Origin of the sequence: Paenibacillus sp. LX16 (assembly GCF_036252815.1) — a bacterium.
GTDB lineage: Bacteria > Bacillota > Bacilli > Paenibacillales > Paenibacillaceae > Paenibacillus > Paenibacillus polymyxa_B.
In genome coordinates, this window is record NZ_CP141152.1 from 2,572,864 (window position 1) to 2,589,928 (window position 17,065).

The 17,065-nt window shown below is 44.0% G+C and carries 16 protein-coding genes; 9 read left to right on the forward strand and 7 right to left on the reverse strand.

What is annotated here, in order from left to right:
- Positions 1-6: 6 nt before the first annotated feature.
- Positions 7-933 carry an AEC family transporter gene (locus T3H97_RS11595; RefSeq protein WP_272640888.1) on the reverse strand — a complete coding sequence of 309 codons (927 nt, stop codon included), beginning with the start codon at positions 931-933 and terminating at the stop codon, positions 7-9.
- Between the two features lie 209 nt (positions 934-1,142).
- Positions 1,143-2,036, reverse strand: coding sequence for an oxygen-dependent tRNA uridine(34) hydroxylase TrhO (gene trhO, locus T3H97_RS11600; protein WP_165179719.1), 894 nt, complete (start codon positions 2,034-2,036; stop codon positions 1,143-1,145).
- Between the two features lie 210 nt (positions 2,037-2,246).
- Between trhO and T3H97_RS11605 the strand changes: the two genes are divergently transcribed.
- The 3 genes from T3H97_RS11605 (at position 2,247) to T3H97_RS11615 (ending at position 7,224) form a co-directional block, all read left to right on the forward strand.
- Entirely contained in the window at positions 2,247-3,536 is a 1,290-nt protein-coding gene (locus T3H97_RS11605) for a glycoside hydrolase family 27 protein (RefSeq protein WP_328802599.1), read from the forward strand.
- A gap of 257 nt (positions 3,537-3,793) precedes the next feature.
- On the forward strand, positions 3,794-4,837 hold the full coding sequence (locus T3H97_RS11610; RefSeq protein ID WP_061830151.1) for a carbohydrate kinase family protein: 1,044 nt from the start codon (positions 3,794-3,796) through the stop codon (positions 4,835-4,837).
- 647 nt (positions 4,838-5,484) lie between these two features.
- Entirely contained in the window at positions 5,485-7,224 is a 1,740-nt protein-coding gene (locus tag T3H97_RS11615) for a proline--tRNA ligase (RefSeq protein ID WP_328802600.1), read from the forward strand.
- Here the strand turns inward: T3H97_RS11615 and T3H97_RS11620 are convergent.
- Entirely contained in the window at positions 7,221-7,967 is a 747-nt protein-coding gene (locus T3H97_RS11620) for a spermidine synthase (RefSeq protein WP_328802601.1), read from the reverse strand. The two genes, T3H97_RS11615 and T3H97_RS11620, sit on opposite strands and share 4 nt — an antisense overlap.
- Positions 7,968-8,203: 236 nt before the next feature.
- Between T3H97_RS11620 and T3H97_RS11625 the strand changes: the two genes are divergently transcribed.
- The 4 genes from T3H97_RS11625 (at position 8,204) to T3H97_RS11640 (ending at position 11,201) form a co-directional block, all read left to right on the forward strand.
- Positions 8,204-8,923 (forward strand): YebC/PmpR family DNA-binding transcriptional regulator, encoded by a 720-nt coding sequence (locus T3H97_RS11625; protein WP_013310214.1) that lies wholly within the window; start codon positions 8,204-8,206, stop codon positions 8,921-8,923.
- A gap of 170 nt (positions 8,924-9,093) precedes the next feature.
- On the forward strand, positions 9,094-9,678 hold the full coding sequence (locus tag T3H97_RS11630) for a TetR/AcrR family transcriptional regulator (RefSeq protein ID WP_328802602.1): 585 nt from the start codon (positions 9,094-9,096) through the stop codon (positions 9,676-9,678).
- Between the two features lie 165 nt (positions 9,679-9,843).
- Positions 9,844-10,272: a nuclear transport factor 2 family protein gene (locus T3H97_RS11635; RefSeq protein WP_250261447.1), complete on the forward strand. Its 429-nt coding sequence runs from the start codon at positions 9,844-9,846 to the stop codon at positions 10,270-10,272.
- A 74-nt stretch (positions 10,273-10,346) separates the two neighbouring features.
- Entirely contained in the window at positions 10,347-11,201 is an 855-nt protein-coding gene (locus T3H97_RS11640; protein ID WP_328802603.1) for an NmrA family NAD(P)-binding protein, read from the forward strand.
- 82 nt (positions 11,202-11,283) lie between these two features.
- Here the strand turns inward: T3H97_RS11640 and T3H97_RS11645 are convergent, their stop codons facing one another.
- The 4 genes from T3H97_RS11645 to T3H97_RS11660 form a co-directional block, all read right to left on the reverse strand.
- Complete coding sequence (locus tag T3H97_RS11645; protein WP_328802814.1) at positions 11,284-12,474, reverse strand: oxalate decarboxylase family bicupin; 1,191 nt, start codon at positions 12,472-12,474, stop codon at positions 11,284-11,286.
- Between the two features lie 88 nt (positions 12,475-12,562).
- A complete protein-coding gene (ybaK, locus tag T3H97_RS11650; RefSeq protein WP_250244980.1) occupies positions 12,563-13,042 on the reverse strand; it encodes a Cys-tRNA(Pro) deacylase in 480 nt (159 codons plus the stop codon).
- A 17-nt stretch (positions 13,043-13,059) separates the two neighbouring features.
- Positions 13,060-13,395, reverse strand: coding sequence for a ribosomal protein L7/L12 (locus T3H97_RS11655; protein WP_328802604.1), 336 nt, complete (start codon positions 13,393-13,395; stop codon positions 13,060-13,062).
- Positions 13,396-13,499: 104 nt separating this feature from the next.
- Entirely contained in the window at positions 13,500-14,201 is a 702-nt protein-coding gene (locus T3H97_RS11660; protein ID WP_328802605.1) for a GntR family transcriptional regulator, read from the reverse strand.
- Positions 14,202-14,419: 218 nt separating this feature from the next.
- On the opposite strand from T3H97_RS11660, the gene dpaL reads away from it, so the two are divergent.
- A complete protein-coding gene (dpaL, locus tag T3H97_RS11665) occupies positions 14,420-15,640 on the forward strand; it encodes a diaminopropionate ammonia-lyase (protein ID WP_328802606.1) in 1,221 nt (406 codons plus the stop codon).
- A 39-nt stretch (positions 15,641-15,679) separates the two neighbouring features.
- Entirely contained in the window at positions 15,680-16,930 is a 1,251-nt protein-coding gene (locus T3H97_RS11670) for a Zn-dependent hydrolase (protein WP_328802607.1), read from the forward strand.
- The last annotated feature ends 135 nt before the right edge of the window (positions 16,931-17,065 follow it).

Consider the following 17,065-nt stretch of genomic DNA (forward strand, 5'->3'; position numbering starts at 1 on the left):
TTCTCGCTAACCTGCTACCAACATAATCAGAATAGGCAATATCAGGAATGAGGCAAGCGTGCTCCACAGGATGCAGGTGGAAACCAGTTTTGGCGATGCATTAAATTTTTCTGCTAAAATGACAGCATTCACAGCAACCGGCATCGAGGCCAAAATGAAAAGAACGGAGAACAAAAGGCCTGAAATTCCGAGTATCAGCATAGCAAGACAAGCCGCAAGCGGGGAGATCAGTAGCCGAATTGTTAGTCCGGTGTAGCTGGCTTTTTTAATAGACGACTCCAGTTTGAATATTTTTACATAAGCCATCTGGGTACCAAGGATCGCCAGCACGACCGGAGAATAAGCGGCAGCAATCATCGAGACGCCTGACTGAATCCCTGAGGGAAGATGCCAGTCCAGTAGCCGCAGTCCCATGGCGAGTAGAGCTGCATAGATCGCAGGAAGTGAAAACACCGACTTAACAGCACTTTGAACAGAAAATTCAGAGCGGGCTGCAAAGTAAACGCCAATGGTATTGACCATGATCATCTGGATGACGACATACACGGAGGCTTTATCCAGACCGAGCTGCCCAAAGGCAAGTAAAATAAGGGGCAGGCCATAATTTGCACTATTGGTCAGCGTCGAGATTAAGGTAAGTCCAGCCGTTTCCGGAGTGCTCAGTCTAAAGATTTTCCCCGCTAATTGTGCAATTCCCCACAACAGCAGCAGGTTCAGTATTGAAAAAGCGGCAGTCTGCGCTACATCATGCCAAGAAAGCTGTGCTTTGAGTAGCGTGTCCAGAATCATGGCGGGGCTTAAAAAATATAAATACAAAGTCGAGAGCGGTTTCGTTTCCAGCTTCATGAATTTTCCGAGTAAAAATCCGGCGATCACTGGAATGGACAGCGGAACGATAACGGATAATAGAGTTGAAAGTACGATTTGTATCATGAATTCCACCCATCCTTTCTGTAATGACATTTTCCATTATAAGGCGCTACTTTCGAGCCCGTCCAAGATGAAAACACAATCAAGGTCATAGGTATATACTATGAAGCCTTCGACACTTATTGTGAAAACAATAAAAGGGATGCCCTATTAGCCGTTTATCATGGCTGTGGGCATCCCTTTTATTATAATGAACCAATGATACTGCCGATTTATGCAGTAGCAACGGTTTCCGCTTTGGTTCGACAATCATCGGAGCAATAGTGCTGATGCTGTTCTTCGCAATCCGGACATACGATATGCTGGAGATTGCACACCGGGCAGTTGATATAATGATCGCTTGGCGTTTCACAATGGAAGCACTTGCCGACAATGACGTCTTCATCCGTATGATTGATCGGAATGGAGATTCGTTCGTCAAATACGTAGCATTTACCGTCAAACAAACGTCCTTGTACTTCCGGGTCCTTGCTGTAAGTCACAATGCCGCCATCCAACTGGCCTACATCGTTAAACCCTTCTTTGATCAGAAGACCGGACAACTTTTCGCAACGGATACCTCCGGTGCAGTACGTCAGGATTTTCTTGTCTTTGAACTGAGTCATATTGTCGCGAATCCATTGTGGAAATTCACGGAACGATTCGACTTCAGGGCGAATAGCCCCGCGGAAATGACCGATGTCATATTCATAGTCATTACGTCCGTCCAGAACAACTACATCTTCAGCTTGAAGCTGTTCATAAAACTCCTTTGGTGACAGCCGCTTACCGCTAATTACATTAGGGTCCAGTTCATCCTCATGACGCAGCGTAACTAGCTCCTGACGATGGCGTACAAATATTTTCTTGAACGCATGACCGTCAGACTCATCTATTTTAATAACAATATCGTGGAATTTCGGATTGGCGCGCAAATCACGCATATATTGCTCCGTTTGCTCTACTGTACCAGACAGTGTTCCGTTGATTCCTTCTGCAGCAATCAAGATTCTTCCCTTGATACCCAGCTCCTTGCAGTAAGCCAGATGCTCTGCCGTAAAGGTGGCAGGGTCTTCTATGTTGACATATTTGTAAAACAACAAAATTCGATAAGCATGTTTACACACGTAAAATCACCCTCTGATTCAAGTCAAAGTTTTTTAACAAGCAATTTTAAATGTACCACATTCTTTAAGTTAGTCAACTTAAATGTATAAAAAGTGGAAATGGAAAAGATGACGAGCGACAAAAGTAAGGGTTTACATTATAATAGTAACGTAGTAATGAGGGGATTTCTGGTAGCAGGATGAGTTTTACAAGGTGAAAGGATGAATGAAATGAAACATCATTTGACAGCGCATACACCACCTATGGGGTGGAATAGCTGGGATTGCTACGGTGCAGCAGTACGGGAAGAGGAAGTACGGGGAAATGCTCAATATATGGCGGAGCACCTGAAGGAATATGGTTGGGAATATGTCGTGGTGGATATTCAGTGGTATGAGTCAGGAGCAGTTTCTTCACAGTATCGCCCGTTCGTCCCATTGGAAATGGATTCATTTTCACGTCTTATTCCAGCGGTGAATCGTTTTCCTTCGGCAGCAGATGGACGAGGCTTCCAAGCTCTTGCGGAATATGTACACAGTCTTGGATTGAAATTTGGTATACATATTATGAGAGGCATCTCCCGTCAGGCGGTGCACCAGGATACCCCAATTTTGGGAACCACATCCACGGCGAGACAAATTGCGCATCCCAACTCTATTTGTCCCTGGAACACAGATATGTATGGGGTAGATGCATCCAAGGAAGGCGCACAGGAGTACTATAATTCGTTGTTTGACCTATATGCGGAATGGGGTGTGGATTTTGTCAAAGTAGATGACATTGCTGCATCACGTCTCTATGGTATTCATTTGGCGGAAATTGAATTGATTAGGCGGGCTATCGCCCAATGCGGACGTCCGATGGTGTTGAGTCTATCACCTGGTCCTGCGCCGCTGGAGCATGCATCTGATTTAATCGCAAACGCGAATATGTGGCGTATGACTGATGACTTCTGGGATGTATGGCCTTTACTGTATGGTATGTTTGAGCGCTGCGAGAAGTGGGCGGAACATGTAGGTCCGGGTCACTGGCCGGATTGCGACATGCTGCCACTAGGTCATCTGGGTATTCGTTCGGTAGATTCGGTGGATTCCGGCAGCCATGACCGATGGACACGCTTTACGAAGGATGAGCAGCTAACGATGATGACCTTGTGGAGCATTTTCCGGTCTCCACTGATGTTCGGGGGAGAACTGCGGGATAATGATGCATGGACCCTTTCCTTGCTAACGAATGAAGAAGTGTTAAATGCTCATCGCAACGGTTTGAATGCGCGGCAGGTGTACAGAAAGGATGAACATATCGTTTGGACTTCACATAACGGGGAAGGTCATGTATACGCAGCTTTGTTTAATGCTGGAGATGAAGCTTCAAAGGTGCGTGTATCCTTAAAAGACCTTGGTATTGAAGGACAGGCAAATGCCAGAGATTTGTGGAACCATGTGAATTTAGGTGTTTTAACACAAGAACTGTCCGCAGATTTACCTCCTCACGGAGCAGCTCTATTTATTTTGAAATAGAGGATTTTGCAAAATCCTGAATAACATAATGTAAGGAAGAACTATGCTGCAATTCCAACCCAATCACCTTATCGTAAAAGTGGAAGGTAAACTTTACGATAGGGTGATTTTTTTGCATGGGTAACTTTTGGATATTTTAACGGACTCGACATTATTCTTGGGAATTTGACATTTGGAACGTGTTAATTTTATAGGGTGCCTATTTCTGTACAAATTTAAATCATTCTAGCGAATAGACTCGAGAAAGGAGTCAAATCATGAAATTAAAAAAAATCCACAAAAATGAACAGGACGAGCCTTGGCCCTCTAGCAAACCAATACTATGTATCGGGGGGGCCAATCTGGATCGTAAAATCATGATTAAAGGTACATTTCAGCTTCATACCTCCAATCCAAGCAGTACAAGGCTGCAATCTTGCGGTGGGGTAGCACGAAATGTAGCCGAAAATTTAGGGAGGTTGAGCCAACGGGTCAGCCTGCTAACTGCGGTTGGGGACGATGCGGAAGGTGAATTTATTATCGAGCAGTCCAGCCGTTACATGCACGTGGTTCCTCTGCAAGTCAAAGGTGAACCGTCAACTGGGGTTTATACTGCCTTGCTGAACGAGCGTGGTGAACTGATTGTAGCGACAGCAGAAATGGAGATTTATGATCAGATTCGTCCTTCAGTAATTTATGAAAATACTCCTTTAATCGCCTCGTCCCGACTCGTTCTGCTGGACACTAATTTCTCTATGAACGTAATTGCTGCCACCATACATGTCTGCCATGAACATCGGGTTCCGATTGTCGTTTCTTCGGTATCGGCCTCCAAGATGAGAAAGCTTCCCCGGAATTTGCATGGAGTGGAATGGCTGGTATGTAAACCGGTGGAGGCTGAAGCTTATTTGGGGCTAGAACTTACAGATGATCAGCATATGTTGGATGCCACCCGGATTTTTCACAAACTTGGGGTTCAAAATGTCATTTTTATCTGTGGTGCTGATCGAGTTTTGTACGCCTCTCAGGATGGAACTCATGGACAAATTCCTATGCATCCCGTTCAAGAGGTCATTGATGTCACAGGCGCAGATGATGCTTTTATTGCCGGGATGATTTATGGAATCACCCAAGGTTATCCTATGGAGCAAGTGTGCCAATTTGGAATTAGCTGTGTCGACTTGACCCTGCAAACGGATCGGACGGTTTCAGAGACCCTTTCTATGAATAAACTCCATTCTAGGTTTCAGGAGCTGTATGGCACACATTCGCAAAATTTTGTGTTTTTCAAGGGCGTGTATTTTAAAAAGGAAGATACATAAGTAATTAAGAGAACTCTACCCTACAACAGCTCGTACTGGGAGCTACACGTACGTAATGGCCTCAACCAATTAATTGGTAAAAGGAGCATGTTGTCTGATGGACAGCGTGAAATACGTAATTGTTTTTCTGCCACAGTGCCTCCTTTATTTGCTTTTAAAGGGAGGTTCTTTGGTAGAGTCCGCTTTGTTCTGGGTTTTCGCAGGTGTATCCGTTCTAAAGTCTGGCCACTCATTATGCAATAGGGTAACCAACGGAATTTAATTATCTTGAAAATTAAATATCGTTCATGTCCCTGGCTGATCTCAGATAGACGATTATCTCCTTGACTAGAAATTACATTTCGTGTAAAGTGGTGAAAATTGTAATATATAGGAATAGTGTAGACCAAGGATCAAAGGTTCAATACCCGCTGTACAGAGAAGAAACTCATGGGCTGAAAGGTTTCTCGCCGCGAATGAACGTTTCCCTGCCTTGCGAGCTGTAGCGGTTTGTAAGATAAACCGTTACCGGCTAGACGCCGTTATCTGATGAAGGACCGTTCCGTGTATGGCTACGGTCAAATTAGGGTGGTACCACGACACATTCGTCCCTGACGGATGTGTCTTTTTGCGTACATTTTATCGTCCATACAAGGAGGTAGCTACACATGCGCCAAAGCCAATTATTACTGACAACCTTGCGTGAAGCACCCGCAGATGCCGAAGTGATCAGTCATCAGCTTATGCTGCGGGGAGGATTTATCCGCCAACTGGCGGCTGGAATGTATACCTACATGCCATTGGGCAGACGGGTGCTCAGAAAAGTAGAGCAAATCATACGAGATGAAATGGATCGCGCCGGAGCTGGGGAGCTGCTGATGCCTGTATTGCAGCCAATGGAGCTATGGCAAGAATCAGGGAGATACGATGTTTACGGTCCTGAGCTGATGCGCCTGCAAGATCGACATGATCGAGAGTTTGCATTGGGGCCTACACATGAAGAGGTCATTACGTCTTTAATACGAAATGAAGTGAATTCTTATCGCAAATTGCCTGTAACCCTGTATCAAATTCAAACCAAATTTCGGGATGAACGACGTCCTCGATTTGGTCTGCTTCGCAGCAGAGAATTCTTGATGAAGGATGCCTATTCGTTTGATGCACATTGGGAAGGACTAGATCATACCTATTGGACTATGTTCCAGGCATATCAGCGTATTTTCACCCGCTGCGGTCTGTATTTTCGTGCAGTAGAAGCAGATGCGGGTGCCATTGGTGGCGAAGGTGAAACCCATGAATTTATGGCTCTAGCTGATATTGGAGAGGACACCATTGTAGCATGCACCTGCTGTGAATATGCAGCTAATCTTGAAAAAGCCGTGGCGCGGTCGACGGAGAAAATAGAAATAGCTCCAGTCGCAGATGAAAATGAACATGTCAGCCATCCTTCTTTTGATACAGCTAAAATGGAAAAATTCCATACTCCAGGCCTACGTACAATAGATCAACTGGTTGAATCGCTTCACATAGAACCTGAAGAAATCATCAAAACACTGATTTATATGGCTGACGATCAACCTGTTGCTGTAGTTGTCAGGGGTAATCATGAGGTTAACGAAGTGAAAGTTAAACATATTTTAGGTAGTGAAAAATTCGAAATAGCAAGTGCAGACACCGTGTCAAAAGCGACTGGAACCCCCTCGGGGTTCATAGGCCCATGCGGATTGACGATCCCTGTGTGGGTAGATTACGCCGTTGTCCAAATGTCCAGCGGTATCGCAGGCGCGAATGAGCTGGATTATCATTATCGACATGTGAATCCAAGGCGCGATATAGATCTTCGGCATGTGGCTGACTTGCGGAATGTAATAGAAGGGGATAGATGTCCTCGATGTGACGAAGGGGAATTGAAACTTTATCGTGGGATTGAGATCGGACACGTGTTTAAGCTGGGCACCAAATATAGTGAGAAGCTGGGTGCGACTTTTCTGGATGCATCTGGAACGGAGCAAACGATGATTATGGGCTGCTACGGTATTGGGGTTTCCCGAATCCTTTCTGCCATTGTAGAGCAAAATCATGATCAGAACGGAATGATATGGCCTCATGCGCTGGCCCCGTTTCAAGTTCATATCATTCCGATTTCTGTGAAAGACAGGCTTCAGATGCAATTAGCCGAGAAATTATACAACCAACTGCAGGATCACGGTGTGGAGGTGCTGCTGGACGATCGGGAGGAACGGCCCGGGGTTAAATTCAAAGACTCTGATTTAGTAGGTATTCCCGTGCGCATCGTCGTTGGTAAAGATGCCGAGCACGGGAAAGTAGAGTTAGTGGAACGAAAAAGCTGCAACAAAGAGACGATTCATATCGAAGATGTAGAGAGACGGATATTGGAACTACGCTAAGCATCTGTATCCCGTAGAATATGGCCTTCTCCAAGTGTAATCTCATGAAAGTCCGCCATCTGACGTGCCTGAAACCGGATTGGCTTGTCCCGACCTACCATAATGATATTTTGAATGTCGGCAGCGCCTTCCGAGGGGAGCGAGAAAGTTGTGACATAGGCGAATTCTTCACGCAACGTTGTGTGAATGGCATTGATTAGGTGGTCGTGTTCACTTTTGCCCATTAAATTCATGATCAGGGAGCCTTCGGAATCCAGCTTTTCTTTGGCCATCTTGAAAAATTCCCAGGATACTAAATGCAAGGGTGTACCCTGCTCTGTGAAGGCATCCAGAATAATATAGTCATAAGCATCAGGCGCTTCCTTCTCCAGAATGCGTCGTCCATCGCCAATAGTTACATTATCCTGATCGTATCCAAAGAATGTTCGGCTGAACTCTACGACTTGTGCATCCAGTTCGGCAATCTTAAAGCGTTTATCTGTAAAATGACCTGCTATTGTACCTATACCGTGCCCAATAACAAACACGTCTTCAAATGTCGGATCGTTCAGTTCCATGAGATGGATGATTGCTCTCGGATATTCGAACAGAATGCGTTGCGGATGATTCAAGTCCAGCGCGCCTTGGATGGCTGTATTTGAAAACTGCATCACCCGAAATAATCCCTTTTCACCGTACAGCTCGGTGGTTTCGTATACTGTGATTTCATGATTATGGCTCAACTTTTTGTACAAGACATCCAATTAAATGATCTCCTTCAAGTCAGACTTCCTCCTCATCTTAGACATGGATAGGGGGATTGTCCATAGATGAGGAGAATTGAAAGTTCATATTTCCAAGCATTCCTAATTAGGTAGAATTGTTTATTTTTCCATAACGGAGTTGTTTGAACTTGTTCGTATGTCCTTTAGGAGATATAATATACAAGGATATAATGAAGTTCGTTGTGTATATTCATACAGGAAGAGAGCGGGATATTATGGGACGTAAGTGGAATAACATTAAAGAAAAGAAGGCATCCAAGGATGCTAATACGAGTCGTATATATGCTAAATTTGGCGTGGAAATTTATGTGGCAGCCAAACAGGGCGAACCTGATCCTGAATCCAATCGGGTATTAAGAGTCGTTTTAGAACGTGCAAAAACGTACAATGTACCCAAAGCAATCATTGACCGTGCTATTGAAAAAGCAAAAGGTGCTGGCGATGAAAACTACGTAGAGCTTCGTTATGAAGGTTTCGGACCGAACGGTTCCATGGTCATTGTAGATGCACTGACCAATAACGTTAATCGTACAGCATCGGATGTGCGTTCTGCTTTTACTAAAAATGGCGGTAGCCTAGGCGTGAGCGGATCTGTAGCCTATATGTTTGATTCAACAGCAGTTATTGGTCTGGTGGGTAAAACCGCAGATGAAGTGCTGGAGCTGCTAATGGAGGCAGATGTAGAGGTGCGTGACATCATTGAAGAAGATGAAGCCGTCATCGTATATGCAGAGCCTGACCAATTCCATGCTGTGCAGGAAGCTTTCAAACAAGCAGGAGTGACTGAGTTTACCGTTGCGGAGCTCACCATGCTTGCTCAAAATGATATTTCTCTTCCAGAAGATGCACAAGTTCAATTCGATAAATTGATTGATGCATTAGAAGATTTGGAGGATGTTCAGCAGGTTTACCACAATGTAGACTCTGAGGAATAGTCGGATTGCATCATTTACATCTGAGCGTTTGTATAAAATAAACATTCCTAAACCATCGTATTTCGGTACGATGGTTTTTTTGTATATAAACTTATAAAAAATCAATTTTATTTTCTTGACTGATCAGTCTGTAAAAATTATAATCATAGGCAAGGAGGTGAACATAAGGTTTGGGAAGAGCAAAAGAATTTGATACTGAAAGTGTTCTACGAAAAGCTATGGCTGTATTTGGAGAGCATGGCTATGAGGGAACTTCTCTGACAATTTTACTGGATCAGCTGGGTATAGCGCGGCAGAGTCTTTATGATACCTACGGAACGAAATATGATTTGTTTTTTTCGGCTATTCAGCTTTATATACGTGACAAGACCGAAGCCGTAGTTCATCTGCTCAGTCAACCTGGGAGCATTAAGGATGCAATAGCGATGATTTTTAATGAATCTGTTAGAGTGTTGACGGATAAGAGGCTGTCCAAGGAATGCTTTATTATGAACAGTGCTATTGAACAGGCTCCGCATCATTATGAGATCAAAGCTTTTATTTCTGAAAACACTGAAAAGCTTGAACTTGCTTTTTACGACGCCCTAGTCCGCGCCCAAAAAGAGGGGGAGATTCATGCTACGGAATCTGAGCTATTGTCAATCGCCAGATTTCTAAATCATGCCCGACTATCGTTGACATTTACCGCCAAGACAGGCGCGAGCACTGAGGTGCTTAGAGATATTGTGCGTACAACGCTGTCGATTTTAGATTGATCTTTATGAACGCTTAATAGCGTTTATTTTTTGAACATTCCAGACTGATTGGTCAAATTTTTTTGAGTATTATAGACTGTTCAATCTAGAATGCTTATGTTTATTTTAGCGTCTTGAATTCGTTTTTTAAGCAGTAACTAAAAATATATTTGCGAGGTGTCTACCATGACAATCAATCCGAATACTGACGAAGTAAAACAGCAAGCGCAAGCAGTCATGCATAAATTTACGAGCAACCTGTTAGAAGAAAATATGGAGCAATGGATTTCATTATTTGATGATAACGCTGTTTTCGAGTTCCCTTATGCACCTAAGCATTTTGCACAAATGCTTCAGGGCAAAGCAGCAATTTACGAGTACATTAAGGAGTTTCCTAATATACTTCGGATTCAGCATTTCTCTTCACCAATTATCCATACGACAACGGACCCGGATTTATTCGTGGCCGAGTTCGCCTGTGAGGCGCAGGCTGTGAGCACAGGTAAACCGTATAATCAAACCTACATTTCTGTTATTAAGCTGAAGAACGGAAAAATTATTCACTACAAAGATTACTGGAACCCTTTAGTAGCTCTTGAAGCCCTGGAATCATGAATGAAAGAGTTCAAGCCTCATGGGGATAAGGATATTTAGGCGAAAACAAAAAATTTAAATAGGAGTTGAATTTCATGAAAGACAGAAATATAGCGTTGATTACAGGAGCAAACGGCAAAACAGGTAGCCGTGTAGCCGCCAGACTTACGCAACTTCAGCATCCGGTACGTTTGGCAGGACGTGCTCATCCTGCCGAATGGGAAGGGAAAGATTATGTATATTTTGATTGGTATGATGAATCAACACATGCACAGGCGCTGATGAATGTAGATAAAATTTATTTGGTAGTACCTGTGCTGGATGTCAATCCCGCCAAAGTGATGATTCCTTTTATTGAGAGGGCCTTGAGAGAAGGAGTGCAAAGGTTTGTGCTGTTAGGGAGCGCATCTGTGCCTGAGGACGGACCAGTATTTGGACCTGTACATCAAGCACTACGTAGATTAGCTCCAGAGTGGGCTGTATTGCAGCCATCCTACTTTATGGAGAATTTTACAGAAGGTCAGCATGTAAGTACCATCAAAAACACCAGCACGATTTATAGTGCGACAGGAGATGGGAGAGTAGGTTTTGTCAGTGCAGATGACATTGCAGAAGTGGGAGTACGAGCTCTGATTGACGATAAACCACATAACACAGCTCATGTCATCACTGGACCTCAGTCACTAACCTATGGCGAAGTCGGTAAGATTATTGGGAAGTTAACAGGCCAAGCGATCCAGCATATCTCGTTGCCTGATGAAGAGCTAAAAGCGGGCATGGTTCGAGCTGGAATGCCTGAAGAATATGCAGATATGCTGGCGGGATTGGATAGAAGGATACGTGAAAATGGAAGTGAAGATCAAGTTACTCATACCGTAGAGCGTGTCACTGGGCGCCGTCCGATATCATTCGAGCAGTTTGTGCAAACACACGTAGACATCTGGAAGTAATCATGAAAGGGGCAAATGAATAACCCATCATATTCAAGAAGAGGATTCATTGATCTAGTGGCGAGCGTGATACCGTTCCCGGTTACTTCTTTTTAGGGTCATAAGAATAACCAGGATATTTGACGACGGGCCATTTTACCTTTCGTAAATTAGAGATTACATCAACACCTACATGTAAATTACTCTGAATCAGTTCTGTGGGGGTAAGAGCCATCCATTGATTTAGTGAAACATCCGCAAAACGGTCACTCTTAAACATTTCAAGAAACCATAATGAGCTAGAGCCAGTATTTTGAATGTAATGACCGTAAGCAAAAGGCACATATCCGACATCTCCGGCTCTAAAATCAAATGTGCGGGCAGCGCCATTACCACCAAAGACAGTCATCCGTCCTTGCCCTGTAAGATAGTATTGCCATTCGTCGTTATTGGGATGCCAGTGCATTTCTCGCATGGCTCCGGGCTCAATCTCAACAAGGGCAGCAGCGATGGTTTTGGATATCGGAAAATTGGAGGAGTCAACGATTCGTACGCTTCCGCCCGGTGTTTTGATTGGGGGCTGGGCTAGTAATTCATGCTTGAAGGATTGGGGCAACGTCCCGTAAGGAGAGGGAACCGCTTGGCTTTGAATTGAACCGGGAATTGAATCCTGATAGATGTATACTTGGTCTTGAGGAATTGCTGCAAAATCAGCTTCTGGTACACCAAAATTTGCAGAAAGTACGTCTTTGGGAGTATGTGCGAACCAATCCGAGATGGATAGGGTGTTCAGATCGGAGAAACTGCCATCATCAAAAACCAGCAGAAATTCACAGCCATCCTCAAGCCCCTGTATAGAGTGCGGAATGCCAGGAGGAAAATACCAGAGATCCCCGGGACCCACATCAGCAATAAAATTACGTCCATTTTGGTCAACTGCCGTAATGCGAGCACTTCCCAACAGCATATATGACCATTCCGCCTGCTGATGCCAGTGAAGCTCACGTACACCACCCGGTGTCAAACTCATATTCACCCCGGCAAGGGTTGTAGCAATAGGTAATTCTCTTACCGTAACTTCTCTTGACCACCCACCATGATTAAGCTGCATATGGGCATCAGAAAAAGAAAATCTCATATTTGGAATGAGACCATTGTCCGTTACGGGGGGAACCAGCATATCGGGATTCTGTAGATCCCTCATCACATCACGTGGACCCTTGTCGATGCCCCCAGCACCATCACTTCTGATGGGTTGGGGGATTCTTACATTTTTCGGGCAATCATTATGCATCATTAGATCTTCCTCTCCAGGTTGAAGCTTGATGAAGTATGGGATAAGAGAAAATACGCATAAAGATTTTATGATCATGTGGTGAGTTTTATGCTGTATGCGTCAGATCTGTAAATTGAGCCTGAATGATTTGAGCTAAATCGTGTGGACTCAACTCCAGTTGGGTCCCAATTTTCCCACCGCTCACAACGATGGCTTCCAGTTCCGATGCAGGCTGGTCGATAAAAGTGGGGTAGAGCTTTTTCATTCCTATGGGGGAGCAGCCACCGCGAATATATCCCGTAAACTTTTGCAAATCCTTAACTGGAAGCATTTCAATTTTTTTCTCTCCCGCGGATTTGGCTGCTTTTTTGAGATCAAGCTCTTTATGTACAGGGATTACAAAAACAAACAGATTTTGTTTGCTGTGTGCAACCAAAGTTTTGAAAACCATTTCCGGGGCTCTCTCGATTTTCTCAGCCACATTCATCCCGTCTATTTTTCCATCTTGATGATCATAACTCAAAATATTGTATTGTATATGTTGCCTGTCCAATATGCGCATGGCGTTTGTTTTGCTGGCACTCATCTTATTTCTTCCTTTCTTTAGAGTTTTTCCAATTGATCGACATAATCCTTTGCATCCTTAAGGGAAAGATCCTTAGCGGTTCTCAGCTCTTTTATGGCTTGAATCTTTTTTCCTTCCCTAATTAGCAGGAGCAACCTTTCATTGATATCTTCTGAAGCTCCTGCATCTAGAACATGTGAAGGAGTGGCGGCAATAGTACCTGACAGCGATGTTCCTTGTATTCCTGAACGATTTTCAAGACGCTCCACGTCGGATTTCAGGTCATTAAGACGCGATTGAAGGCTATAGACCTTAATTAAAAGTATGACGGAGAGGAGCAACGCGATTATTGCTGTATACTCAATAGCTGACAACAGAATCCCCCCAATTTCACTTCGTTTTATCGCAAAGATGCCGCACTAAAAATTTGTTTCTTATTTCTAGTATAGCATGATGATGGAGGAGAAGAGGAAGAGGCTCATTCCTCTTGAAACGGTAGCACGGTTTCGTCCTTTCCTATATCCATTTTAGATAATCGGCGTTGAAAACTTTCTTTCCAATTCGATTCAATCATGTCGGCGGCCGCTGCGAAATTTTTAGCTATAAGCGCACTGATTATTTTTTGGTGTTCTGCAACTGATGACTCTGCGCCCAAAAAACCGTCAAAGTATGTCACCTCATAACGGCGCAGCTTTTTTTTCAATCCCTCCAGCACATAAATCAATTCTTCATTTGCCGACAGATCAATAATAACCTGGTGGAATTGAGCATCATATTGTTGCGCAAGGATTGCATTTTCTTCCTTTAGCGCCCGTTTGAGCTCTCCATTTAATATTTCTAATTCCTCAATGTGCTTAGATTCAATATTTTCTTGAGCAAACGAAACAGCAAGCTTCTCAAGTGACCCGATGATGGGGTACAGCCGATAAGCCTGTTTAATATCAACAGGTGCTACCTGCGTCCAGCTATTGGCTTTAGTCTGAACCATCCCTTCTTCTTCCAATCTTAAAATAGCTTCACGGATAGGTGTACGGCTGGCTCCTAGAACCTCCGCTAATTCTTGATCCTTTAACTTATCTCCAGGCTTTAAAACACCACTAATAATCCATTCTTGTAGCTGAAGGTATACTTGCTCACGTATAGATGAACGCTTAACTTTGGTTGCATGTTTGGATAGCAATGATTAGACCTCCTTCGTATTTTATTTGAATGTAATATATCACATACAATTCATGAGTATCAATGATTGCAGTCCGATTTCATACATATTTCATATCGCAAACCAAGTTGACAGTATATAGCTAGATGGGTAACATGTAATATATCACATGCAATATTTTATTGATTAAGCTAAGACATTTAATATTTTAAGAATAGAAGGAGACATGTATGCAGGACATGACAGCATTAAAATACATGACAAATGAGAAGGCGCGTAAAGTAGAATTTAAGAAAATATCAGTGGGATTTATGGATAGGAATATGGCCCAAAAGGTTAGAAACTTCCATAAAAGTTTTCCTGAATATGAAGTCACTCCACTGCACAGCTTGAAAAATTTGTCATGCAAGCTCAATGTAGGGAACATATGGATAAAAGACGAATCCTACAGATTCGGATTGGGTGCTTTTAAAGTATTAGGTGGGTCCTTTGCTGTCGGCAAGTATCTGGCAGATAGACTGAATATGGATATTTCAGAGCTTTCTTTTGAAAAGTTGAAAACCGAAGAGATTAAGGGACAATTGGGCGATATTACTTTTGTAACAGCTACAGATGGAAATCATGGTAGAGGGATTGCTTGGGCGGCTAGCCAGCTAGGACAGAAATCTGTCGTGTTTATGCCAAAAGGATCTTCTGAAGTTAGATTAAATCATATCAGAAATGAAGGGGCAGAAGCCTCTATTACGGAACTAAACTATGACGACACTGTTAGGTTGGCCAGCACCTATGCTTCTGAGCATCGTGGGGTTTTGCTGCAAGATAGTGCATGGGAAGGCTATGAAGAAATTCCAACTTGGATTATGCAAGGCTATGGGACGTTGATAGATGAGGCATTGGAACAGATCCGAGTGGCTGGAGATGATTATCCGACGCATGTATTTTTACAGGCAGGTGTGGGTTCATTTGCAGCAAGTATACTGGGATATTTGATATCTCATTTTGGTGAAAAAAGACCGACAACGGTTATTGTTGAGCCTAATGAAGCAGCGTGCATCTATAAATCAGCGGCGGAAAATGACAGAAAACCTCATGCTGTAACAGGTTTTATGCCCACGATTATGGCTGGACTTGCTTGCGGGGAACCTAGCACAGTGGCTTGGGAACTATTGAGAGATTATGCGGATATGTATATCACCTGTTCGGATTTTGTATCGGCAAAGGCAATGAGGATGCTTGGAAATCCATTACCTGGTGATCCCCAAATTATATCTGGTGAGTCTGGCGCTGTTGGCTTAGGTGTTTTGAGCTTGTTGCGGAAGCAAGAAAATCTAATAGAAGCTGCAGCTCAGCTACAATTAAATGAAGACTCCAGAATCCTCATCATAAGCACGGAAGGGGATACAGATCCCGAGGCATACAGACAAATTGTATGGGAAGGCAAGTATCCTTCTTTTTCATGAGAATGAGCAAAACTTTTAAAATGAAAAGAGGAATGCAAAATGGTATTTAAAAGTTCCAACCTATGCATTGATGAAGCACGTTTACTGGATGGGATTCAATCGCTTGGCCGAATGGGACGTGACCCTGAGCAAAAGCTGACCAGACTGGCAGCTTCTGCTGCAGACATGAGTGGTCGTGACGCCTTGGTAGCCTGGATGAAGGAGGCTGGTTTGGAGGTTGTGGTTGACCGTATTGGAAACATCTTCGGCATATGGAAAGGTGCAAATGATCCTCAACTAGCTCCGGTGCTGATTGGGTCGCATATTGACACAGTGATCAATGCCGGTGTGTACGATGGTTGTTATGGTGTGCTTTCTGGTCTTGAGGTTATTCAGACATTGCAGGTTTCTGGCTTTATTCCTGCTCGCTCTATTGTTGTGGGTGCTTTTACGAACGAGGAAGGGGTTCGTTATGCTCCTGATATGATGGGTTCGCTGGTATATGCAGGTGGACTCTCGCTTGAGGATGCATTGGCCTCTGTGGGAACAGACGGCACTATATTGGGAGAAGAGTTGGTGCGCATTGGGTATGAAGGAACAGAGGAGCCGGGTTTTATGCTGCCACATGCTTATGTGGAGCTTCATATTGAGCAGGGCCCGGTACTGGAAAGTGTCGGCGTTCCAATTGGTGCAGTTGAGAACCTTCAAGGAATATCCTGGCAGCGCGTTACTATTGAGGGGGTTGCCAATCATGCCGGGACTACACCAATGTCGATGCGCAGAGATGCGGGACATGCAGCAGCCAGTGTCATCACATTTTTAAGAGACCGGGCGACAAGGTCGCAGACGCCTACGGTGGCTACGGTTGGTTGTCTTAGCATGGAGCCTAATGCGATTAATGTTATTCCTTCACGCGCCACGTTTACTGTTGATTTGCGTGATCCTGATGAGCAGAGATTGCAGGCTGAAGAAGCGGCGCTGACCGAGTATCTTAGAGAACTTGCAGCTTCCGAAGGGGTAACCATCACCACCGAGCGAATGGCCCGTTTTAAGCCGGTTGCTTTTGATGCCAACATTGTGGAGTTGATAGAGGCTGCTGCCATGCAGCGCGAGCTGCCCTCCAAGCGAATGACATCCGGCGCTGGTCATGACGCTCAAATGATGGCTCGCATTTGTCCGGCAGCTATGATCTTTGTCCCAAGTATTGGCGGCATTAGTCATAATCCGTGCGAATACACGCCGAAGCCGGATCTGGTGGCCGGAGCCAATGTACTATTAGACGTTATTAAACATCTTGCTGGTGATGTATAATACGAGCTATTTCATCAATTTAAAACCAATAAATCAAACGGGGTACCCATGGTTCAAAATCTGCGGTACTCCGTTTTTTCTTATTCAAATGAGTACAAATTGACTTTTTGCAGGCAGAGCGTTATATTACAACTT

Coding starts and splice junctions, on each gene's coding strand:
- T3H97_RS11625 (WP_013310214.1), top strand. CDS start 8,204: ATGGGACGTAAGTGGAATAACATTAAAGAAAAGAAGGCATCCAAGGAT.
- T3H97_RS11615 (WP_328802600.1), top strand. CDS start 5,485: ATGCGCCAAAGCCAATTATTACTGACAACCTTGCGTGAAGCACCCGCA.
- T3H97_RS11605 (WP_328802599.1), top strand. CDS start 2,247: ATGAAACATCATTTGACAGCGCATACACCACCTATGGGGTGGAATAGC.
- ybaK (WP_250244980.1), bottom strand. CDS start 13,042: ATGAGTGCCAGCAAAACAAACGCCATGCGCATATTGGACAGGCAACAT.
- T3H97_RS11645 (WP_328802814.1), bottom strand. CDS start 12,474: ATGCATAATGATTGCCCGAAAAATGTAAGAATCCCCCAACCCATCAGA.
- T3H97_RS11640 (WP_328802603.1), top strand. CDS start 10,347: ATGAAAGACAGAAATATAGCGTTGATTACAGGAGCAAACGGCAAAACA.
- dpaL (WP_328802606.1), top strand. CDS start 14,420: ATGACAGCATTAAAATACATGACAAATGAGAAGGCGCGTAAAGTAGAA.
- T3H97_RS11635 (WP_250261447.1), top strand. CDS start 9,844: ATGACAATCAATCCGAATACTGACGAAGTAAAACAGCAAGCGCAAGCA.
- T3H97_RS11610 (WP_061830151.1), top strand. CDS start 3,794: ATGAAATTAAAAAAAATCCACAAAAATGAACAGGACGAGCCTTGGCCC.
- T3H97_RS11595 (WP_272640888.1), bottom strand. CDS start 933: ATGATACAAATCGTACTTTCAACTCTATTATCCGTTATCGTTCCGCTG.
- T3H97_RS11670 (WP_328802607.1), top strand. CDS start 15,680: ATGGTATTTAAAAGTTCCAACCTATGCATTGATGAAGCACGTTTACTG.